Origin of the sequence: Cellulomonas sp. CW35 (assembly GCF_052378485.1) — a bacterium.
In the GTDB taxonomy this organism is placed as follows: Bacteria; Actinomycetota; Actinomycetes; order Actinomycetales; family Cellulomonadaceae; genus Cellulomonas; species Cellulomonas uda.
Window position 1 is genome coordinate 3,539,266 of record NZ_CP199000.1, and the last position, 20,007, is coordinate 3,559,272.

Below are 20,007 nucleotides of genomic sequence, written 5' to 3' on the forward strand. Positions count from 1 at the left end.
ACCGCGCACTCCCGGGGGCGACGGCGGGGGGCCCACGCCCGGTGAGACGCCCGACCCCGCCGCAGGGGTGCACCGATGCGATCCAGCCTGACGACCTCCCTCGCCACCGCCGTCGTGCTCACGATGCTCGCCGCCGCCCCGGCGTCCGCGCACGGGCCCGGGCCGCACGGACCGGGCCACCCCGGTGGCGTGCACCGCCCGACGACGTACCTGCTGGACCCCGCCGGACCCGCGGCCGACGACGTGTACCCCGAGGGCATCGCCACGCACGGCGACGACTTCTACGTCAGCAGCACCACCGACGGCACGATCTACCGCGGCGACCTCGACGGGCCGACCGCCACACCTTTCCTGCCCGGCGGCGAGGACGGCCGGACCATGGCCGTCGGCCTCAAGGTCGACCGCACCACCCTGCTCGTCGCCGGCGGGTTCACCGGCCGTGTGTGGGCGTACGACCTGCGGACCGGTGACCTGACCGGGTCCTGGGAGGTCGAGCAGGACGGGTCGCCCACGTTCGTCAACGACCTCGCCGTCGGCCCGCACGGCGACGTCTACGTCACGGACTCGATGCGGCCCGTGCTCTACCGGATCGACGGGCGCGAGCGCCGCACCACCGGCACCGAGCCGCTGACGCCCGTCGTCTCGTTCGAGGGCACCGCTTTCACCTACGACCAGGAGATCAACGCCAACGGCATCGTCGTCTCACGCGACGGCCGGTACGCGATCGTCGCCAAGACGCCCACGTCCGAGCTGTTCCGGGTCGGGCTGACCGACGGGAGCGTCGAGAGCGTCGACCTCGGCGACGACGCCGTCGCCGGCGACGGCCTGCTGCTCGACGGACGCCGGCTGTACGCCGTCGAGTGGACCACCGGCGCACCCGGCATCGCGACCGTGCGCCTCGACCGGGACCTCGGCTCCGGCACCGTCGTGTCCCGCACCCTCGACGCGTCGTTCGACGACCCGACGACCGCCGCGCGCGCCGGGCACAGCCTGCTCGTCGTGAACAGCCAGTTCGCGACCCGCTCCGCGGGCGGGACCCCCGAGCCGTTCACCGTCACCCGGATCCCCGCGCCCTGAGCCCGGGCCCGCTCGGCCCCGCGGCGACTACCGGCCGGCGTTCTGCAGCGTCCCCGTGACGTCGACCCCGTCCAGCACCACGCACGCCACGTCGCGGTCGCCCGCGTACCAGCCACCCTTCTGCGGGTAGACGTAGAAGACCTGCAGCTGCGAGTCGTCGTACCCCACCCCCACGAACCGCTCGAACCGCTGGAGGCAGAACGACTCCGCATCCTGCTCGACCTCGTCCACGCCCGGGTAGGACCCCGCCGGGATCTGCTTCGTCGCGTACACCTCACCGTTGTGCGGCACCGTGCACTCCACACGCGGCAGGGTCGGCGCGTCGCTGCCGTCGAGGTTCGCCGCCGCGCCGGAGCTCACCTGCACGCAGTCGCCCACCATGTACGCCGACGTCGGTTCCTTCGCGTTCTGCATCGACACCACGACGAGCGCGCCGAGCACCCACGCCAGCGAGATCGCCAGCGACGCGATCGCCAGGCCGCGGCCCTTGGTCCGGCCGTCGCGCGTGCGCGTCAGCGCCGCGATCCCGAGGATCAGGGCGAGCAGCGTCCCGCCGATGATGCTGAGCACGAAGGCCGCGATCGCGAGCCGGTCGTACTTGCGCGGACCCTGCTCCATCGCTGCTCCGTACCCGGGCGGCAGCGGGCCCTGCGGGTAGCCCGCGGGCGCAGCCGGGTAGCCGGGAGCTGGCGGGTAGCCCGGGGCGGCAGGCGGGTAGCCCGGTGCCGGCGGGTAGCCGGCCGCCGCAGGCGGGTACCCCGGAGCCGCAGGCGGGTACCCCGCGGGGACGGACGGATAGCCCGGACCGGCCGGTGTCGTCGGGGTCGGCTGGTCGGTGGACACGGGTGCTCCTCGGGCGCGTGGGCCAGACCCCGCGCTCGCGGGGTCATGCTTACGGTCGGCAGCGGGCATCGTCGGGTGAAGCGTTGCCGCGGCACGTCACTCTCTCGCGCGTCACGTCGACCGCGGACCTCGCCCCGGTGCCGCGTGGCGGCGCGGGTCACCCCACCAGGTGGCTGCGGAGCTCGGTCACCCCGCCGCAGCGGCCGTGGGTGGCCGACGAGCTGGCCGCGGTGCTCGCGGCTCTCACGCGCACCGCGCACGCGCTGACCCCCGCGCCCGAGGCGCTGCTCCGTCGTCGACCTCGTCCGCGACGCCGAGCGGTTGGCGCGCATCCGTCCGCGCCCGGTGTGCGGACCTCGTCGGTCAGTGCGGCGGTCGCAGGTCAGCGAACGCGGTTTCCGCGTAGCAGCCCAGCTCGCCCCGCTTCAGGTAGACCGGCGGCACGTACACGTCCCGGACCACGCCGTCCGGGCCCCGCTTGACGAGCACGCAGTCGTCACCGTCACCCGTCGCCACCGCGACGACGCCGTCGTCGATCGCCACCGTCACCTCCGCGAGCGGCGTGACACCGTTGGCGTGCGGTTCGAGCCGCGCGGTCACGTCCGCGACCACCTGGTCCTGCGACGGCACCCGGTCCGGCATCGACTCGAGCACGGACCACACCGCCTCGTGCGCGTTGGGCGCGATGCGCGGCAGGCGCGACGGCGGGGCGGGAACCGCCACCAGCCCACCGTCGGGGCAACCGACGCCCTTGGTCTTGAGCACCCCGCGGCGGTGGAACGTCACCTCGAAGCAGTACGGGCCCGGGTCCCGCGTCTCGTCGTCGCCCCACCAGCTCGGGTCCTCCACGACCTCCGCGACGGTGAGCCCCAGCGTGATCGAGCCGATCGGCGAGCCGTACCCGCCGTCCGACTCCCGGTGCTCGACGCCGATCATCACGATGCCGGCTGCGCGTGCCCTCTCCTCGACGCTCTCGGCGATGTCGGCGATCTCGTCACCCTCCGTCCGCGACCCGGCGAGGAGCGTCTCGACCGCCGACCGCGCGGCGTCGCGGCCCCGGGACCTGTCGCTCGAGCAGCCGCTCAGCCCCGCGCCGGCCGCGAGCGCGAGGACGAGCACGAGGACGGCACGACGAGGGGCGGCAGACACGCGCGTCAGGGTAGCCCGGTGCGCGGTCGATCCGTGCCGGTTCGTCCCGTCCCGCTCATCTCCCAGGTCGACGCTGAGAACGGCTCAGCCGACGAGGTGGCCCCGCAGCTCGGTGACCTCGAACGGCGCCGGCGTCGTCGTCGTGAGCGCCGTGCCGTCGATGGCGCGCCACTCGTGGTCCTCGTCCTCGTCGACCCGGTACTTGCCCTTCCACACCGTGGTAAGAGTGACCGCGAACGTGCCCGTCTGCTCGTAGACGTGCTCGACGTCCTTGTTCGGGTACGGGCCGCCCGGGGACGTCGTCGTCAGCGACTGCCCGTCACCGAAGTCCCACGTGTACTCGACCGGCCAGGTCACCACGTCGATCCCGTAGTCGAACAGGCTCGTGCGGAACGTGCGCTCGTCGGGCTCGACCCACCCGATGATCCCCTTGTTCACCAGCACCGTCCCCCCGACCCCGGGCTGACGGTGCGTCGCGGTCGGCTCGATCTTCAGCCGACGCAGCTCTGCCTGCTCGAACGGTGGCAGCAGGTCGTCCGGGCACGCCCACCCGATCCGCATCTCCCAGGTCGACCATGGCGAGCTGATCGTCTCCCGCGTTCGCCGCCACAACGGCATCACCGGCTCGTCCTCGTCGCACCCCGGGATGACGACCGTGCCGTTCGGCGGCGAGCACTCCCCGTCGATGTCCGACTCCAGGTACTGCGAGTCGACGTTGCACAACCGCGCGTACGCATAATCCACCAACGGGTTCTTGTGGGACTTCCACGAGCGGTACTGCCGGTACCGCTTGAAGATGTCCCCGACGACGGCCTCGTCGTCGCCGACGCTCCCCCAGACCGCAGCCGCGGGCACACTCGTCGCAACGAGTAGCGCAACGCAGGCGAACCCGGCAGCCACTGCCCTTCGAGACGTCATGGCGCGAGGTCGATCTCGTCGACCTGCACACCCTCCACGACCCAGCCGGCGGCGCCTTGGGCAAGCACCATCGTGGCCCGGTAGGTCGCCGTCTCCGGGACGTCTTCAAGAACCGCCCCGTCGGCGGAGACGACCTGAGACGGGTACTCCGTCAGCTCGACGCTCGCGACGAACGTTCCATCACCGTTGTCGAAAGCCGAACCGAACCCGATGTCGACCGCTCCTCCGATGCTGCGGCCGCCCGCTTCGTGTATCGCGGCCGCCTTCTCTCGGACGCTGGCGCAGAACTTGCACTCATCGCCGCTCAACGCGTCCCACTCGCCGAACTCGCCGGTGCTGGTCACGTAGGTCACGAGTGCTGCGAAATACTTCGCGACAGCGATCGCGCTGTCCTCGCTGGCGGCACCGTCGAGGGCCGCGGGGCGCGTCGGAGGCTTCGTGACGTCCTGGTCGGGTCCCGACGTCGGCGCTCCGCTCGGCGTCGGAGCGGGCGTGGGTGTCGGCGACGGGCTGGACGTGGCCGACGGTGCGGGCGTCGACGACCCCGACGACGTGGTCGCGGTCTTGGCCGCCCCTTCGGCGGTGCAGCCCGCGAGCGCGAGAGCCCCGACCAGCACGAGGCCGCATGCCCAGCTCCCTGTCGATCGCATGGGGCCGAAAGTACACAGATCGACCACGGTTCGACGTGGTTTGTCCACACGGTCGTGGGCGCCCGTCCGATACCCCGGTGCGAGCGCAGCGGTTCCCCGGCGAGGAGGCATGGTCTCGAGGTGTCATCGCGTGGCCTCCGCACGGTCGGTCCCGCGCAGTCGCCGCGCTCGTGCGGGCGGCGACGAGCCGGTAGCCCGCCGCCGCCCGTATCGAGCTCAGCCCAGCGGCGCCGCCGACGTGATCCCGGAGACCCGCACCGACGCGACCCGGGAGGTCCAGGAGCCGTCGCCCACCTGGCCGGAGTCGTTCGCACCCCACGAGCGCAGCGACCCGTCGACCTGCGTCACCGCGTGGGCGCCGCCCGCGCTCACCGCGCCCGCGCCGGTCACGCCGGCGACCCGGACGGGGCGCTTGCGGTCCGTCGTCGTGGCGTCGCCGAGCTGGCCGCGGCTGTTGGCGCCGAACGACCAGACCGTCCCGTCGCGCAGGACGACCGTCGAGAAGTCCGAACCGCCGTCGGCGGACAGGACCCCACCGAGCCCGGTCACCTTCACGGGGGCGAACCGCTGGGTGGTCGAGCCGTCCCCGAGCTGGCCCGCGTAGTTGTCGCCCCAGGTGAGCAGGTCGCCGGACGCGGTGACCGCCAGGGTGTGCACGCCGCCCGCGCCGACGGACACGACGCCCGCCAGACCCGGTACGACCTGCGCGGCAGTGCGGTGGTCGACGGCCTTCCCGTCGCCGAGCTGACCCGCGTAGCCCGCGCCCCAGGTCACCACGGAGCCGTCGGCCCGCAGCGCGACCGAGTGGTACATCCCGCCCGCCACGGCGGTGACGGTCCCGGTCCCCGCGACGCGCGTCGGGGTGGTGACGCGTGCGGACACGGTCCGCCCGACCTGGCCGAACGTGTTGCCGCCCCATGCCCACACCGAGCCGTCGATCCCGACCGCGAGGCCGTGGTAGCGCCCGGCGCCGATCGCGGCGACCGGCGGCAGGCCGGTCACGCGCACCGGCTTCGTCCGCCGGGTCGTCGTCCCGTCGCCGAGCTGGCCCTCGCCGTTCTCGCCCCACGCCCACACGGTGCCGTCGCCCCGCAGCGCGAGGGTGAAGTGCCCGCCGGCAGCGACGGCCCGCACGTCCGTCAGGCCGGGGACGGCGACCGGGGCCGACGACGCCGTGGTGCCCCCGGTGCCGAGCTGGCCGTTGCCGCCCGCGCCCCACGCGCGGACCGTGCCGTCCGCGAGCAGCGCGACCGAGTGCGAGTCGCCCGACGCGAGGGTCGCGGTCACCGGAAGCTCCAGGGTCACCAGCTGGGCACAGGTCGCGGCGTTGCCGGACGCGTCGGTCGCCGTCCACGTCACGGTCGTCGTGCCGAGGGCGAAGGCGTCCGGTGCGTCCGACGTGACCACCACGTCGGCGTCCACGACGTCGACCGCCGTGGGCGTGCCGAGCGCCGGTACCGCGACGTACCGAGCGTCGACGTCGGCGGCGCAGGTCAGGACAGGCGCCGTCGTGTCGACGACCGTCACGTGCTGGACCGCGGTCGCCGTGTTGCCCGCCGTGTCCGTCGCCGTCCACGTGACCGTCGTCGTGCCCAGGGGCAGCACCGCGGGCGCGTCCGAGACGAGGGTCATCGCGGCCGGCTCGTCCGTGTCGTCGGCGACGCTCACGCCCGGCAGGTCACCGGACCAGCCGCCGCGCGCGTTGCCCTCGAGCTCCTGGTCCTCGACCGTGACCACCGGAGGCGTCACGTCCACGGTGCCGCAGTGCAGCACCAGGTCGAGGTCGGTGACCGGCGGCGGGATCTCCAGCACGTCGCTCGTCGCGACGAGCTCGCCGTCGGGTGCGGTGCACCCGTCCTTGTGCACCGTGAGCCGGTAGTACCCGGCTACGACGTCCCACCCGTAGTACCCGTCCGCCCCCGTCGTCATCGGGTTGACGCGGTTCGCGGGCGACATCAGGTCGCTGCCGTCCGGCACGACGACGAATGGGCCCTCGGGCTCGTCGCTGCGCTCGAGCGTGACGGTCGCACCCTCGACCGGCCGCCCCGCCTGGTCGACCACGTGGCCCGACGGGTCGATGTAGACGTCGAACACGATCTCGCGGCTCGCGCCGGACGGGCACTGCACGTCGATCCGGACCTGCGCGGCGCCGACGTGCGGGTACAGCGGCGGGATCGTCACGGCGAACCACCCGGTGCCGACACCCACGGCCGAGCCCGAGGCCAGGCGCGCACCGTCGTCGGACACGACCGCGAACGTCGCCGTGCCGTCCGGGCACCCGGGGAAGCGCACGGTCGTCTCGGAGTGCCAGTTGAGCATCGGGATGTCACCGCTGCCCACGGTCGGCGAGACCGTCACCCCCACCGGGAGGCCGTTGATCGCCGCGAGGTCGATGCTCACGTCGACCTGCGCGTTCGCGGTGACGGTGACCTCGACCGAGCGGGAACGGCCGCTCACGCCCGACGGCGAGAACGCCGTCACCGTGTACCGCCCCGCCGGGATGCCGACGGCCGCGAACGACCCGTCGCTGCCCGTCCGGGTCTGGAAGACGCAGCGGCCGCCGCCCTGCGGGCACACCTGCACCGGGGCGCCGGCCACGGTCCGGCCGAGGCTCGTCACCTCGCCGACGACACCGGTCGACGAGTTGCCCGCGGTGCCGTTGGTGACCGGGTACACGTACCGCCCCGGCGTCGCCAGGCCCACGTTGGAGTGCGACGAGAGCGCGTGCGGACCGCCGTCGACGAGGGCGCCGCTCTCGAGCGAGCCCGGCAGCTGGAAGAACGCGTTGGCGTCACCCGTGCCGGCCGAGTAGCCGGCCGCGGCGGGCGTGCCGCCGAACCCGTTCGTCCCGCCCGACGCGTCACCGGTCTCCCACTGGACCGAGCCGTAGTTGAAGACGATGTCGAAGTCGCCGGCGGCGCGGTCCGCGCGGTCGACCAGCAGGAGCTGCGCGGAGACCAGCTTGTCGAAGTGCGAGTAGTAGTAGCCGACGTTGATCCAGTTCACGCAGAACGCCTGGCGCCCGTTGAACGTCGTCGTCCCGTAGCTGTACGTCACCGGCGCGGAGCCCGAGCCGCGCGTGTCGATGTCCGCGAAGAACGGCGCGATGATCGGTGGCGTGCTCGCCGTGATGTGGAACGGCGTGAACGTGCCCATCGAGTTCTCGAACGTGACGTTCCCGTTGTTGTTGACGTACAGGTACGTGTAGGTCGTCCCGAAGAAGTTCACCGGGAACGGCAGGTCCACCGCGCCGGTCGAGCCGTCGTCGTTCGGCGGGAGCACGGTCGCCGCACAGCTGCCCGACGTGACGAGCGCGCTCGAGTCGAACGTGACCGGCGTGGCGCAGCCCCAGAACGGGCCCGTGGTCGGGCTGTCGGTCTGCGTGCCGACCACCCGGACGTACACGACGCTGCCGTGACCGACGACGATGCCCGTCCACTGCCTGCCGGTCGGCGTCCACGACGTCCCGGTCACCGTGCCCGAGACGAAGAACGGCTCGACGGACGGCCCTTCGGAGACCTCGACCGTGAACCGGTCGTTCTCGAAGTTGCCCTTGTTCCCGCGCGACCAGGAGATCGTCGGCGGTGTCGACACGTCCGCGGCGGGGACCGTCACCTCGTACGACCTCGCCTGCAGCCTGCCGGCGCCCGGTGCGACGTCCGCCGACGCCAGCAGGCAGCCGAGGTCGTTGACCTGGCTCGACGTCAGGCGCGGGCTCCCCGTGGCGGGGTTCACGTGGCGCAGGAAGTCGCTCAGCCGGTCGGCGTCCGCCGCCTCCAGCAGGCGCGTCATGCGCAGCGCGCCGATCGCCGTGCCGTCCTGGTAGGAGAAGCCCGACCGCCCCGACTGCGTGAGGTTGAACAGGATCGCGGCGACCGCGACCTCGTTGTCCTCGCCGCCCGACCGGTGACCGCCGTCCATCTCGACGCTGAAGCTGGGGTCGTTGCCGTTCGCGTCGCGGGGGATGCCGCCGGTGGACGTCCGCACGAGGTCGTCGTACCGGCCGTCACCCACGCCCGGGATGGTGGGGTGCGGCGCAAGCTGTCCGGACGCGATCGAGAAGTAGTCGCCGTATCCCTCGGACCACGCGAGCTTGCCGCCCTCGTCCTTGCCGCGTCCCGGGTCGGGCCCGCAGACGTCGGTGGCGAGGTTGTCGGTGAAGCAGTGCGTCCCGCCGGGTCGGTCCGTCAGCCCGTGGTGCGCGTCGAACCAGTGCCCGTACTCGTGCGCGATGACGTCCCAGGCGCTCCACTCCCACTCGCCGATGTGCAGGCCCGAGCTGTTCTGGTACGCACCGTTGTCGTCCCCGTACGGGTACCTGACCGTGACGCGGGGCACGTCCCCGCCGGACATCTCGCCGAACAGGTACGCGCTCCACAGCGCGTCGTGGACGGCGAACGCCGTCTCGTCGGCCCCGTTGCGTCCGACGGTGATACTCACCGTCTTCGTCGTCCCGGCGGGCACGCCGCCGGGCACGAGCACGGACTGCTGGTGCGGCATCGTCACGAACGGCAGCGGCTGGGAGATGACGCCGCCCGCCTCGCTCGACGCGACGAACGTCACCTGCAGCACGTCGCTCATGCCGACGCTGCGGCTGTACTCGTAGTAGCCCTGGTCGTCGGTCGTGACCGTGTCGAGCAGCCAACCGTTCTCGAGGATCTGGACCTCGATGTGCCGCGCGGGGTGCGTCGCGCCGTTCCAGTCGGTCCAGCGCGCGTAGCCGCGCACGACCGCCGAGCCGGCCGCCGCTGCCGACTGCGAGACGGACTGCGTGACCGAGTCGGCCGGCGCTACGAACACCTGCTCCAGCGCCGTCTCACGCGCCTGCGGAGTGTCGTTGTCGGCGGCGATCGCGTTGCCCAGTGCCGCCATCGAGTTCTCACCGGTGACGACCGAGCCGTCCTCGGTCGGCTGGAGCCACAGCGACGACGAGCGCGACGCGAGCGCGCCGTCGACCTCGCGCATCGTCGTCAGCGAGACCGCGCCCGCCTTCTCGTCCCCGACGACGAGCGGCACGGTCACCTCCGCGACGCCGCTCGCGTCCGTGACGACCGTCGTCCCCGCGAGCGCCGGGTCCACGTCGCCCTGGCCCAGGAACGACACGTCGAAGCTCGTGTCCGCCGGGCCGGTGAGGGTGAACACCGCGTCGCCGTCGCGGTAGTCCGCGGAGATGTCGACGGCCTCGTCGTCGTCCCGGGCCGGCGCCGCGTCCTGCGCGGGCTCCTGCCCGGTGCCCGAGAGGCTCTCGACCGCGGCGGAGGGGTCGGCCTTCGCGCCGTCGGTGACGCTCGCTCCGCGCACGTCGGGCTCGACAGCGGTGGCGGCCTGGTTTCCCGTCGCGACCAGCGCGAGGGCGATCGTCGCGACGACGAACGTTCGGGACATACGGCGGGACAGGTGCATGGGGGGTGGTCCTCCGAGCTCCGGCACTGGGCGGAACGCAACGTAGGACGCGGAACGGGACGCCATGGCCGGTCTCTCCAGGTATCACTCGAATGCCGTGGATCTGGACTCTCCCGGCACCGCCAGACGGATGACCTGCATCGACGCCGCGGCGATGCTCTGCGAGGGTGACCCCATGTCACGTCCGGGCCGCCCGCTCGTCGTCGTGGCGTGCGCTCTCGTCGCGCTCGTCGGCTGCCAGGAGCCCGACGGCCCGGGCACCGCGACACCGGGTGCCTCGACGCCGGACGCGACGACGGCGGCTGCGACCTCCGCGGACGACTGCAACCACTCGCCCGACACGGGCGGTGGCGACGGTGGTCTGGGTGCGGGGTTCGACTACACCGACGAGCACCACGACTTCGGCGACTCCGCGACGGTGACGCTGTGCATGACCGTGCCCGGGGGTGCCGTGCGAGCCGCGGGGTCGGCCGCGCACGTCGTCGTGAGCCCGCAGTCCCTGCCCGGCCCGGGCTCGCGGTTCACGTTCACGGTGACGGTGTCGCCCGGGCCGCCGGGCGGAATCGACCTCGAGGTCGTCGACGACGACGGGGATCCGGGCATCACGTTCCACGGGCCGGCGGTCCAGACCGACGACTCCGGCTGGTACCTGGGCGCCGCACGCGGGTGACGCGTCGCCGAGCGCCTGCGGAAGCCCAGCAGGTACGTCCCGGCGGCGACCGGTCCGCAGCCGGGTCACGCTCACGCGAGGTCGAAGAAGCGATCGAAGAAGGCGGTGAGCCTGTCGATCACGGCCTGCTTCTTCGCGCCGTGGTTCGCGCCCTTCGCGAAGCGGGAGACCGGCGGGAGGATCCTCGTGACCGCCGTGCCGGTGGTGCGCACCTGCCCGTCGCGGAACGCGCTGTCGACGAACGCGCGGGTCTCGTCGGGCCGGAGGTTCTCGTCGGTGATGATCCGCTGGAGCTCCTCCTCCCTCTTGGCGGCGACGTAGGCGCGCCACTCCTCGGCGACGTCCTCGTCGATCGACAGGCGGTCGACGAACTCCTCGATGAGGTCCTTCTTGTTACGCAGGGAAGGGCTCTAGTCGACGGCGCGCTCGATGGTCGCCCTGATCTCCTTGTCCGTGGACACGGGTGCTCCTCGGGCGCGTGGGCCAGACCCCGCGCTCGGGGGGTCATGCTCACGGTCGGCAGCGGGCGTCGTCGGGTGAAGCGCTGCCGCAGCACGTCTCTCTCTCGCGCGTCCCGACGACCGCGGACCTCGCCCCGGGTGCCGCGTAGCGGCGCGGGTCACCCCACCAGGTGGCTGCGGAGCTCGGTCACCTCGAACGGGTCCAGGGTCGTCGTCGTCAGGGCCGTGCCGTCGATGGTCCGCCACTCGTGGTCCGGATCCTCGTCGACCCGGTACCTGCGTACCTGCCCTCCCACACCGTGGTCAACGTGACCGTGAAGGTCCCCACGTCCTCGTACACATGCTCCACGTCCCGGTTCGGGTACGGGCCGCCGGGCGACGTCGTCGTCAGGGTCTGCCCGTCACCGAAGTCCCACGTGTACTCCACCGGCCACGTCACCACGTCGATGCCGAAGCCGAACAGACTCGTACGGAACGTGCGCTCCTCAGGGTCGGCCCACGCGATGATCCCCTTGTTCACCAGCACCGTCCCACCCTCGCCGGGCTGCCGGTGCGTCACCGTGGGCTCGATCGCCAGCTGGCGGAAGTCGCTCTGCGTGACCTGCGGCAACAGGTCGTCCGGGCACACCCACCCGATCCGCATCTCCCACTGCGACCAGGGTGCGCCCACCGCCACTCGCGTGCGGCGCCACAACGGCATCACCGGGTCGTCGTCCCCGCACCCGGGGATGACCACCGTGCCGTTCGGCGGCGCGCACTCGCCGTCGATGTCCGACTCCAGGTGCTGAGAGTCCACGTTGCACAACCGCGCGTACGCGTAGTCCACCAAGGGGTCCTTGTGAGCCTTCCACGACCGATAGTGCAGGTACCGCTTGAAGGCGCTGGAGAGGTTCACACGGTCCTCATCGAGATCGCCTCGGACCCCGGCATCAGCTGGTGCCGCGAGGAGAAGAACGGCCATCGACGACAGAAGAAGAACCGCGAGCCGCAGCCTGAGCCTCATTCCTCTGACCCGAAGTCGTCGATCTGGACGCCTTCCACGATCCAGCCACGGCCGTCGTGCGAGATGGCCATCGTCGCCGTCTGCTGGAGGGTGTCGGGGTAGTCCTCGACCACCGCCCCTTGGGCATCGACGACCTGCGACGGGTACTCGGTGAACTGGACGTCGACGACGAACCTGCCGTCCCCATCCGGTGCGGCTGATCCGAACCCGAGATCGACAGCACCCCCGGTGCCGTGGTTGCCGGCGGCGAAGATCTCCTCGACCTTCTCGCGGCCGCTCGCGCAGAAACGGCAGTCGGGACCGCTCAGCGCATCCCACTCGGTGAAGTCACCCGTCGAGACAACGTACGTGAACAACGCCGTGAAGTACTTCGCGACCGCAATCGCGTTGTCCTCGGTGGCCGGACCGTCCAGGGCGTCGGGGCGCGCGGGGGGCTTGGTGACGTCCTGGTCGGGACCTGACGTCGGTGCGACGCTCGGCGCCGAGGACGGGGTCGGCGTCGGTGACGGGTCAGGCGTCGGGGTGACTGTCGCGTGCGACGACGTCGTCGGTCTCGGCGTCGTCGCAGCCGCTGTGCCCTCTGCGGTGCAGCCCGCCGACGCGAGCACCCCGACCAGCACGAGTCCGACCGCCCGGCTCCCCCTCGATCGCACGGGGATGAACGTACACAGAACGGTCAGCCCCTGTCGGCGTCCGTCCACAGACCTCGGCGTCGTCGACCGGCCGAGCGGCGAGCGCGACCTCGGAGCTGGACAGCATCCGCAACCTCGCGGCCTCGTCGTCGCCACCCGTCGGTACCAGACCGTCGGTGAGGACGCTCGTGTCGAGGAACAGCCTCACCGGTCGGCGCCGTGCTCGGACGGGTCGGCAGCGGCACCGTCGACCAGCTTCATGTCCTCGTCCCACGCCTGGTCGGGGACTCCTGGGAACAGTGCCGCCAGCTCGGTGACGGGACGCCACGCGGGACGGGTCTCGAGGTACGGCACCAGCTCGGCGACCGGACGCCTGTGAACCGTCACGACGAGGTGCTCGCCGTTCTCGACGCGACGCAGCAGCCTGGACGCATCCCGCTGCAGCTCGCGCACCCCGACGGTCGTCATGGCCTCAAGGTTGCACCACGTGCTACCTCGTGATGCGGGGGCGCCACGCCTCGTCAGCCGCTGAGCGCGCGGCGGCTTCCAGGCGTCCACTCCCAAATGCGGTGCGGATCCGGCGGGCGCGGTGTGGGATCGGCGCATGCCCGTCGCCCTGTGCACGCCCACGCCGGATGAGCTCCCGTTCGTCGTCGAGACGCTCCGGACCTGGCAGGACGAGAGCGCACCGCTGCAGCTCCACCCCGGCGACCTCGGGTGGTCCTGGCGGGACGGGACCAGCGCGGTCGCCGCAGCGGTGCGGACGTGGACCCGGGACGGGATGCTCGTCGCCGTCGGGTTCCTCGACGGGCCTGACGCGTTGCGGATGACCGTGGCGCCGGGGCTGTGGCGGGACGACGACGTCGCGCGGCACGTCGTCGAGGACGTGTCCGACCCCCGGCGGGGCGTGCTGCCGGACGGTGCGGTGGCGTTCGAGGCACCGAACGCCACCCGCGTGTTCGAGGTCCTGGGCGAGGCCGGCTGGCGCGCGGGCGAGCCGTGGACGCCGCTGCGGCGGGACCTGACCGAGCCGGTGGACGCGGCCGGGCTGCGCGTCGAGGTGGTCGAGGCCGGCCGCAGCGCGCAGTTCACGGCGGTCCACCGTGCCGTGTGGGGGAACGACCGGTTCACCGACGAGCGGTGGCGTGCCATGGCGGACGGGCCGGCGTTCGCCCGCGCGAGGTGCCTGCTCGGCCGGGACTCGTCGGGGGTCGCGGTGGCGGGGGTGACCGTGTGGTCGGCCGGGCGCGGGCGGCCGGGACTGATCGAGCCGATGGGCGTGCACCCCGAGCACCGCGGTCGGGGCCACGGCCGGGCCATCTGCCTGGCCGCGGCGGCGGCGCTGCGCGAGGCGGGCTCGTCGTCGGCCCTCGTCTGCACCCCCGCCGCCAACGAACCGGCCGTCGCCGCCTACCGGTCGGCCGGGTTCGTGCCGGAGCCCGTGCGCCTGGACCGCTCCCGCCCGGCCTGACGCGAGCCGACGACCGCACCGGGCCCGTGCGGTAATCGGGCGACCCGCCGGCCTCCCGCCCGCTACCGTCCCGGGATGCGCGACCACTCCTCCCTCCCCCACCGCGCCACCGCGCGGCGCCCGACATGGCAGGACCTGCCCGACGGCGTGCGCGCGGCCGTCGAGTCCCGGGCCGGGGCGCGTGTGCTGCGCGCGCACACGCAGGACGCGGGGTTCACCGAGGGCTTCGCGAGCCGGCTCGAGCTGGCGGACGGGACGCGGGTGTTCGTCAAGGCGGCGTCGGCGTCCCGCGGTGAGCACGCGCACGCGGCCTACCGGCACGAGGCGCACGTCGCGCGCCTGCTGCCGCCCACCGTGCCGGCGCCCCGGTTCCTGTGGACGTGCGACGTCGACGACTGGGTCGTCCTCGCGTTCGAGGACGTGGAGAGCGTCACGCCGCAACGGCCGTGGGTGGCCGACGAGCTCGCCGCGGTGCTCGCGGCTCTCACGCGCACCGCGCAGGCGCTGACCCCCGCGCCCGAGGCGCTGCTCCCCTTGGACACCACTGCCGACCTCGACCCCGAGCTCAGCTTCTGGCGGCGCTGCGCCGCGGGCGAGGCCGACCGCGCCCTGGTGCCAGCACCCTGGCGGCACCGGGTCGAGGAGCTCGCCGCGATCGAGAGCGGGTGGGCGCAGGCTGCCGCCGGCGACACCGCCGTGCACTTCGACCTGCGCGACGACAACGTGCTGCTCGCCGCGGACGGGCGGGTGCTGGTGTGCGACTGGAACTGGCTCCAGCTCGCCGCGCCCTGGGTGGACCTCGTCGGCCTGCTCGTCAGTGTGCACGGCGACGGGCTGGACGCGGAGCAGGTCCTGGCGACGCACCCGCTGAGCCGGGACGTCGCACGCGCGTCGGTCGACGCCTTCCTCGTCGCGCTCGCCGGGTACTTCGTCGACGCCGCCGGACGGCCGCCCGTCGAGACCTCGCCGTGGCTGCGCGTGCACCAGGCGTGGTACCGCGAGGCGGCGCTGGGCTGGCTGGCCACCCGGCTGTCCGCTGACGTCGAGACCGGCAGGTCGGCTCCGTCCCCCGGGTGAGCGTGCCCTTGTGGGCACCGACCGGAAGGATCACCGCCATGACCACGTACCTGCTGATCGTCGACTTCCAGCCCGGCGACGGCGTCCAGGCTCGGTGAGGGCGTGCGGCGAGCCTCAGACCTCGTCGCGCCAGGTGTGCTGCGGGTCGTAGCCCAGCAGGCGGCGTGCCTTGTCGATGGACAGGAGCGTCTCGCGACCCTCGATCGGGCGCTGCACCGGGACGTCCGGGAAGTACTCGGCGACGAGCTCCGCCGACGGGCGGTCCAGCACGATGTCGGGCGAGGCGATGATGAACGCCTCGAACCCGCGCAGGTCGCTCTCGAGCGCGAGCCGGACCGCGAGCGCCCCGTCGCGTGCGTCGATGTACCCCCACAGGTTCCACATCCGGCTGCGCGGGTCGTCCGCGAAGCCGGGGAACGCGGCGTAGTCCGCGACCTCCATGACGTTCGAGAACCGCAGACCGATGAGCTTGAGCTCCGGGTCCCAGCGCGTGAAGTGCCGGGCCATCTCCTCCTCCACCACCTTGCCGAGCGAGTACGTGCTCTCGGGGCGGACGGCGTACTCCTCGTCGACCGGGACGTACGGCGGCGGCGTCTCGAACGGCAGGCCGAGGACCGTCTCGCTGGACGCCCAGACGACGTTCGTGATGCCGGCGCGGCGCGCGGCGCTGAACACGTGGTGGGTGGCGACGACGTTGTTCGCGAACGTCGCACCGCTCGGGCGCAGCCCCGGCGCGGGGACGGCCGCGAGGTGCACCACCGCGTCGACGCCGTCGTACCGGTCGTCGATCCCCGTGAACGCCTCGGTCACCTGGCCCAGGTCGGTGAGGTCGACCCGGGTGAAGAGCGCCTTCTGGCCCGGCGGCGGGGGCGCGGTGTCCACGTTGACGACGTCGTACCCGTGCGTCGCCAGGTGCTCGACGACCGCGCGGCCGAGCTTGCCGCTGCCACCGGTCACGACGACGCGGCTCGTGCGCCGGCCCGGGACGTCACTCGCCACACTCATGCGCTCATCACACCACGGGCCGGGGGTGACCACGGGTTGAAGCGATTCGGGCGGGATCGGGACGCATCGACCTGTGCCAGGTTGGGCCCGAGATCGTGTGAGCGATCACACGACTGATGCCATGGACACGTGGAAGACAGTCATGGACGACATGGACGTCGTGCAGCCACGCCTCCCACCCGGACGGCACCCACCGGCGGTGGGAGCACGTCCGCACGCGATGACTGACGGCTCTGAGGGGAGTGGGTTCGTCGACGCGGCGCGCTCGCTCCCGGTCGGACAAGGGAGATGAACAGGTGAGAAGAAGCGCAGGAAGCCTGCGGCGCCGGTGGTCCGCGATGCTCCTCGCACTGGGCGTCGCGGCGGCCGGCGCGGTCGCGGTCGCGGCAGCGCCCACCGCGACGGCGGCGAGCATCGACACCTCGGCGTCGTACGTGCTGGTCAACCGCAACAGCGGCAAGGCCCTCGACGTGTACGCCCGGGCCACCACCGACGGTGCCCGCATCACGCAGTGGTCCCGCAACGACGGCACCAACCAGCAGTGGCAGTTCGTCGACTCCGGCGGCGGCTACTACCGGCTCAAGTCCCGCCTGTCCGGCAAGGTCCTCGACGTGACCGGCCGCTCCACCGCCGACGGCGCCGCGATCATCCAGTGGACCGACAACAACTCGTCCAACCAGCAGTTCAGCATCCAGGACGTCGACGGCTACATCCAGCTGATCGCCCGGCACAGCGGCAAGGCCGTCGAGGTGCAGGGCGCGTCCACCGCCGACGGCGGCAACGTCGTCCAGTACGCCGACTGGAACGGCAGCAACCAGCAGTGGCAGATGGTCCGGGTCGGCGGCGACACCAGCACGCCGACGCCCACGCCCACGTCGCCGGGCGGCTGCTCGCTGCCGTCGACCTACCGGTGGGACTCCACCGGGCCCCTCGCCCAGCCGCGGTCGGGCTGGACGTCGCTCAAGGACTTCACCAACGTCGTCCACAACGGCAAGCACATCGTCTACGCGTCGAAGGTGGAGAACGGGAGCTACGGCTCGATGGCCTTCAGCCCGTTCACCAACTGGTCGGACATGGCCACCGCGAGCCAGAACGCCCTGCCCTCGGGCACGGTCGCCCCGACGCTGTTCTACTTCGCACCGAAGAACATCTGGGTCCTGGCCTACCAGTGGGGTCAGTGGCCGTTCATCTACCGGACCTCGAGCGACCCGACGAACGTCAACTCGTGGTCGTCGCCGCAGCCGCTGTTCACGGGCAGCATCGCCAACTCCGGGACCGGTCCGATCGACCAGACGCTCATCGGTGACGGGCAGAACATGTACCTGTTCTTCGCGGGCGACAACGGCAAGATCTACCGCGCGAGCATGCCGATCGGGAACTTCCCGGGCAGCTTCGGCTCGGGCTACACGACGGTCATGAGCGACACCACGGCCAACCTGTTCGAAGGCGTGGAGGTCTACAAGGTCGCGGGTCAGAACCAGTACCTGATGATCGTCGAGGCCATGGGCTCGCAGGGCCGCTACTTCCGGTCGTTCACGTCCTCGAGCCTGTCGGGCTCGTGGACGCCGCAGGCCGCGTCGGAGAGCAACCCGTTCGCGGGCAAGGCCAACAGTGGCGCCACGTGGACCAACGACATCAGCCACGGCGACCTGGTCCGGTCCAACCCCGACCAGACCAAGACGATCGACCCCTGCAACCTGCAGCTGCTCTACCAGGGCCGTGACCCGAACGTGAACGCCGACTACAACAACCTGCCGTACCGCCCGGGGCTGCTCACGCTCCGTCGGTGACGACGACGAGGGGTGGGCTCGACGCGATCGAGCCCACCCCTCCTGCTCGTCGGGCCCGGCGTCAGCGTCCCCGCGCGCCGACGAGACGCCTAACCGGCGCCGCCGCCCTCCAGGAACGGCTGGTACATGAGCCGGCCCTGGTTGACCGCGAGGAGCTCGTCGGCCACCTCGGTCCCCTCCGCGTCGAGCACGCGTCGCCGCAGCACGTTGTGGCGCGTGAAGACGCCCGGCAGGTCGTTGCGCATCTCGTGCGCGGCCTCGTACACCTCGTAGGTGTGCAGCGGCACCCGGTCGCTGGTCCACGCCCCGACCAGGTGCGTCCGCTCGACCGTCAGCGAGAGCCGGAACGTCGCGGCCGTGCGGTTCTCGATCTGCAGGTCCAGCACCGGCCACGAGCACGTGGCGCCGCTGCCGAACGGCTGCGTGCGCCCGTTGTCCGGGAAGACGTCGTACGTGTGCCGCCAGCGCTCGACCACGGTCAGCGGTGTGTGCACCGTCATCCAGTACAGGAGGTTGGTCATCTGGCACATGCCGCCGCCGACCCCCTCCTCGACCAGGCCCTGCCGCAGGACCATGCCGTCCCGGAACCCCCGCCGGTGGCTCGGCCTGCCGACGAGCCGCCAGAACGACATCCGCTGACCAGGCCGCAGCGCGCTGCCGTCCAGCCGCCCGGCAGCGATCGTGAGGTTGACCGCCTTGCCCTCCTGCAGCCGACGGTCCACCCCGGCCAGCTCGCGGAAGATCGGGGTGCGGTGCGCCGCCACCTCGTGCGCGAAGCCGTCGGCGGAGACGCGGTCCAGCCGGGGCCGGACGCCGTCCTGCCGCCACTGCCACTCCCGGCGCAGCCGCCGGACGGCCGGCCCCAGCGACTCCCGGGCGCGCTCGCGCACGGAACCGGTGACCCGCGCCGTGCCGCTCGGCCTCGTGCCCACCGCAGCTCCCCCTGCCTGGCGGGGCTCGGGCCCCGCGCCCCCCGGGCGCGCCGACGCGCTCGTCGGACGTGATCGTCCCGTTCCGGCGGGGCGGCGGCAAGGGCCGTCCGACCCAACGGTGATGCGCGCCCGGTGCGCGGCCCTGTGGCGGTCAGCGTGCCAGGCGCAGCCGCCAGCGCCGCCACGGCGGGAGCCGGAGCCAGTTGCGCCGGAGCGTGCGCAGCGCGCGGCCGAACCGCCGTCGCAGCTGCGCCGCCCCGCGCAGCGAGCGCGCCGAGACACCCACCCGCAGGTGCCGGTCGAACACGATCCGCCGCAGCGGTCCGAGCGCGAACGCCAGGTCGAGGTCGTCGTGGATCTCCGAGTCGTCCCTGGCCACCGCGCGCCGCACCTCCTGCCACGCGCTGCGGCGTACGGCCATCGACGAGCCCCACAGCGGCGGGTGCCCCAACGCCAGGTGCCCGAGCGCGTAGTACGCGCCCAGGTAGACGGCGGTCGCGACGACGCCCGGGACGGGGTGCAGGTCGGCGAACCGGCCCGTGCCGCTCAGGGCGTCGAGCCCCGGATCGCCGGCCATCCGTGCCGTGATCCGCTCGACCCACCGCGGCCCGGGCAGCGAGTCGGCGTCGAGGCGGGCGATGACGTCCCCGAGTGCGGCGTCGTACCCCGCGGCGGCCGCGGCCGGGATGCCGGGCCGCGGCTCGACGACCACGCGCGCCCCGTGCCGGGCGGCGACCCGGGCCGACCCGTCCGTCGACCCGTTGTCCACGACGACGACCTCCAGCGGACGCACGGTCTGCCGGGCGAGGTGGCGGAGGCACACGTCGAGCGCCTCGGCATCGTCGCGCACCGGGATCACCACCGAGACGCTGGTCATCCCGCCATCCTCAGGTGAGCGCGCGCATCCCGCGCGGTGACGCCCGGTC

General features: G+C 72.7%; 17 protein-coding genes. 5 read left to right on the top strand and 12 right to left on the bottom strand.

The window, feature by feature from the left end; all coding sequences use genetic code 11:
* Positions 1–75: 75 nt before the first annotated feature.
* A complete protein-coding gene (locus tag ACT17Q_RS16190; protein ID WP_444663743.1) occupies positions 76–1,077 on the top strand; it encodes an SMP-30/gluconolactonase/LRE family protein in 1,002 nt (333 codons plus the stop codon).
* 27 nt (positions 1,078–1,104) lie between these two features.
* Here the strand turns inward: ACT17Q_RS16190 and ACT17Q_RS16195 are convergent, their stop codons facing one another.
* The 5 genes from ACT17Q_RS16195 to ACT17Q_RS16215 all read right to left on the bottom strand — a co-directional run bounded on the left by ACT17Q_RS16195 (position 1,105) and on the right by ACT17Q_RS16215 (position 10,022).
* A complete protein-coding gene (locus ACT17Q_RS16195) occupies positions 1,105–1,920 on the bottom strand; it encodes a DUF4190 domain-containing protein (protein WP_141321306.1) in 816 nt (271 codons plus the stop codon).
* Positions 1,921–2,283: 363 nt separating this feature from the next.
* The gene (locus tag ACT17Q_RS16200; protein ID WP_444663745.1) at positions 2,284–3,069 is read right to left on the bottom strand and encodes a hypothetical protein; all 786 of its coding nucleotides are present in this window, start codon (positions 3,067–3,069) and stop codon (positions 2,284–2,286) included.
* An 84-nt stretch (positions 3,070–3,153) separates the two neighbouring features.
* On the bottom strand, positions 3,154–3,924 hold the full coding sequence (locus tag ACT17Q_RS16205; protein ID WP_444663747.1) for a PKD domain-containing protein: 771 nt from the start codon (positions 3,922–3,924) through the stop codon (positions 3,154–3,156).
* 59 nt (positions 3,925–3,983) lie between these two features.
* A complete protein-coding gene (locus ACT17Q_RS16210) occupies positions 3,984–4,637 on the bottom strand; it encodes a DUF6318 family protein (RefSeq protein ID WP_444663749.1) in 654 nt (217 codons plus the stop codon).
* Positions 4,638–4,853: 216 nt separating this feature from the next.
* Positions 4,854–10,022, bottom strand: coding sequence for an RCC1 domain-containing protein (locus ACT17Q_RS16215; protein ID WP_444663751.1), 5,169 nt, complete (start codon positions 10,020–10,022; stop codon positions 4,854–4,856).
* 193 nt (positions 10,023–10,215) lie between these two features.
* Between ACT17Q_RS16215 and ACT17Q_RS16220 the strand changes: the two genes are divergently transcribed.
* Positions 10,216–10,710 (top strand): hypothetical protein, encoded by a 495-nt coding sequence (locus tag ACT17Q_RS16220; protein WP_444663753.1) that lies wholly within the window; start codon positions 10,216–10,218, stop codon positions 10,708–10,710.
* A gap of 71 nt (positions 10,711–10,781) precedes the next feature.
* On the opposite strand, the gene ACT17Q_RS16225 is transcribed toward ACT17Q_RS16220, so the two are convergent.
* The 4 genes from ACT17Q_RS16225 to ACT17Q_RS16240 all read right to left on the bottom strand — a co-directional run bounded on the left by ACT17Q_RS16225 (position 10,782) and on the right by ACT17Q_RS16240 (position 13,274).
* Positions 10,782–11,111, bottom strand: coding sequence for a type I restriction endonuclease subunit R, EcoR124 family (locus ACT17Q_RS16225; RefSeq protein WP_444665413.1), 330 nt, complete (start codon positions 11,109–11,111; stop codon positions 10,782–10,784).
* Positions 11,112–11,388: 277 nt separating this feature from the next.
* On the bottom strand, positions 11,389–12,066 hold the full coding sequence (locus ACT17Q_RS16230) for a PKD domain-containing protein (RefSeq protein WP_444663754.1): 678 nt from the start codon (positions 12,064–12,066) through the stop codon (positions 11,389–11,391).
* A gap of 104 nt (positions 12,067–12,170) precedes the next feature.
* Entirely contained in the window at positions 12,171–12,875 is a 705-nt protein-coding gene (locus tag ACT17Q_RS16235) for a DUF6318 family protein (RefSeq protein WP_444663756.1), read from the bottom strand.
* Positions 12,876–13,010: 135 nt separating this feature from the next.
* Positions 13,011–13,274: a type II toxin-antitoxin system prevent-host-death family antitoxin gene (locus tag ACT17Q_RS16240; protein ID WP_268531861.1), complete on the bottom strand. Its 264-nt coding sequence runs from the start codon at positions 13,272–13,274 to the stop codon at positions 13,011–13,013.
* A gap of 136 nt (positions 13,275–13,410) precedes the next feature.
* Between ACT17Q_RS16240 and ACT17Q_RS16245 the strand changes: the two genes are divergently transcribed.
* On the top strand, positions 13,411–14,277 hold the full coding sequence (locus ACT17Q_RS16245) for a GNAT family N-acetyltransferase (RefSeq protein ID WP_444663758.1): 867 nt from the start codon (positions 13,411–13,413) through the stop codon (positions 14,275–14,277).
* A gap of 75 nt (positions 14,278–14,352) precedes the next feature.
* A complete protein-coding gene (locus ACT17Q_RS16250; RefSeq protein WP_444663760.1) occupies positions 14,353–15,354 on the top strand; it encodes a phosphotransferase family protein in 1,002 nt (333 codons plus the stop codon).
* Between the two features lie 114 nt (positions 15,355–15,468).
* On the opposite strand, the gene ACT17Q_RS16255 is transcribed toward ACT17Q_RS16250, so the two are convergent.
* Entirely contained in the window at positions 15,469–16,359 is an 891-nt protein-coding gene (locus ACT17Q_RS16255) for an NAD-dependent epimerase/dehydratase family protein (protein ID WP_444663762.1), read from the bottom strand.
* A gap of 338 nt (positions 16,360–16,697) precedes the next feature.
* On the opposite strand from ACT17Q_RS16255, the gene ACT17Q_RS16260 reads away from it, so the two are divergent.
* On the top strand, positions 16,698–18,149 hold the full coding sequence (locus tag ACT17Q_RS16260; RefSeq protein ID WP_444663764.1) for a non-reducing end alpha-L-arabinofuranosidase family hydrolase: 1,452 nt from the start codon (positions 16,698–16,700) through the stop codon (positions 18,147–18,149).
* An 89-nt stretch (positions 18,150–18,238) separates the two neighbouring features.
* Here ACT17Q_RS16260 and ACT17Q_RS16265 read toward each other — a convergent pair whose 3' ends face one another.
* Positions 18,239–19,081: a VanW family protein gene (locus tag ACT17Q_RS16265; RefSeq protein WP_444663766.1), complete on the bottom strand. Its 843-nt coding sequence runs from the start codon at positions 19,079–19,081 to the stop codon at positions 18,239–18,241.
* A gap of 151 nt (positions 19,082–19,232) precedes the next feature.
* A complete protein-coding gene (locus tag ACT17Q_RS16270; RefSeq protein WP_444663768.1) occupies positions 19,233–19,958 on the bottom strand; it encodes a glycosyltransferase family 2 protein in 726 nt (241 codons plus the stop codon).
* Positions 19,959–20,007: the final 49 nt, after the last annotated feature.

Coding starts and splice junctions, on each gene's coding strand:
- ACT17Q_RS16190 (WP_444663743.1), top strand. CDS start 76: ATGCGATCCAGCCTGACGACCTCCCTCGCCACCGCCGTCGTGCTCACG.
- ACT17Q_RS16245 (WP_444663758.1), top strand. CDS start 13,411: ATGCCCGTCGCCCTGTGCACGCCCACGCCGGATGAGCTCCCGTTCGTC.
- ACT17Q_RS16255 (WP_444663762.1), bottom strand. CDS start 16,359: ATGAGTGTGGCGAGTGACGTCCCGGGCCGGCGCACGAGCCGCGTCGTC.
- ACT17Q_RS16240 (WP_268531861.1), bottom strand. CDS start 13,274: ATGACGACCGTCGGGGTGCGCGAGCTGCAGCGGGATGCGTCCAGGCTG.
- ACT17Q_RS16215 (WP_444663751.1), bottom strand. CDS start 10,022: ATGTCCCGAACGTTCGTCGTCGCGACGATCGCCCTCGCGCTGGTCGCG.
- ACT17Q_RS16250 (WP_444663760.1), top strand. CDS start 14,353: ATGCGCGACCACTCCTCCCTCCCCCACCGCGCCACCGCGCGGCGCCCG.
- ACT17Q_RS16270 (WP_444663768.1), bottom strand. CDS start 19,958: ATGACCAGCGTCTCGGTGGTGATCCCGGTGCGCGACGATGCCGAGGCG.
- ACT17Q_RS16260 (WP_444663764.1), top strand. CDS start 16,698: ATGCTCCTCGCACTGGGCGTCGCGGCGGCCGGCGCGGTCGCGGTCGCG.
- ACT17Q_RS16220 (WP_444663753.1), top strand. CDS start 10,216: ATGTCACGTCCGGGCCGCCCGCTCGTCGTCGTGGCGTGCGCTCTCGTC.
- ACT17Q_RS16210 (WP_444663749.1), bottom strand. CDS start 4,637: ATGCGATCGACAGGGAGCTGGGCATGCGGCCTCGTGCTGGTCGGGGCT.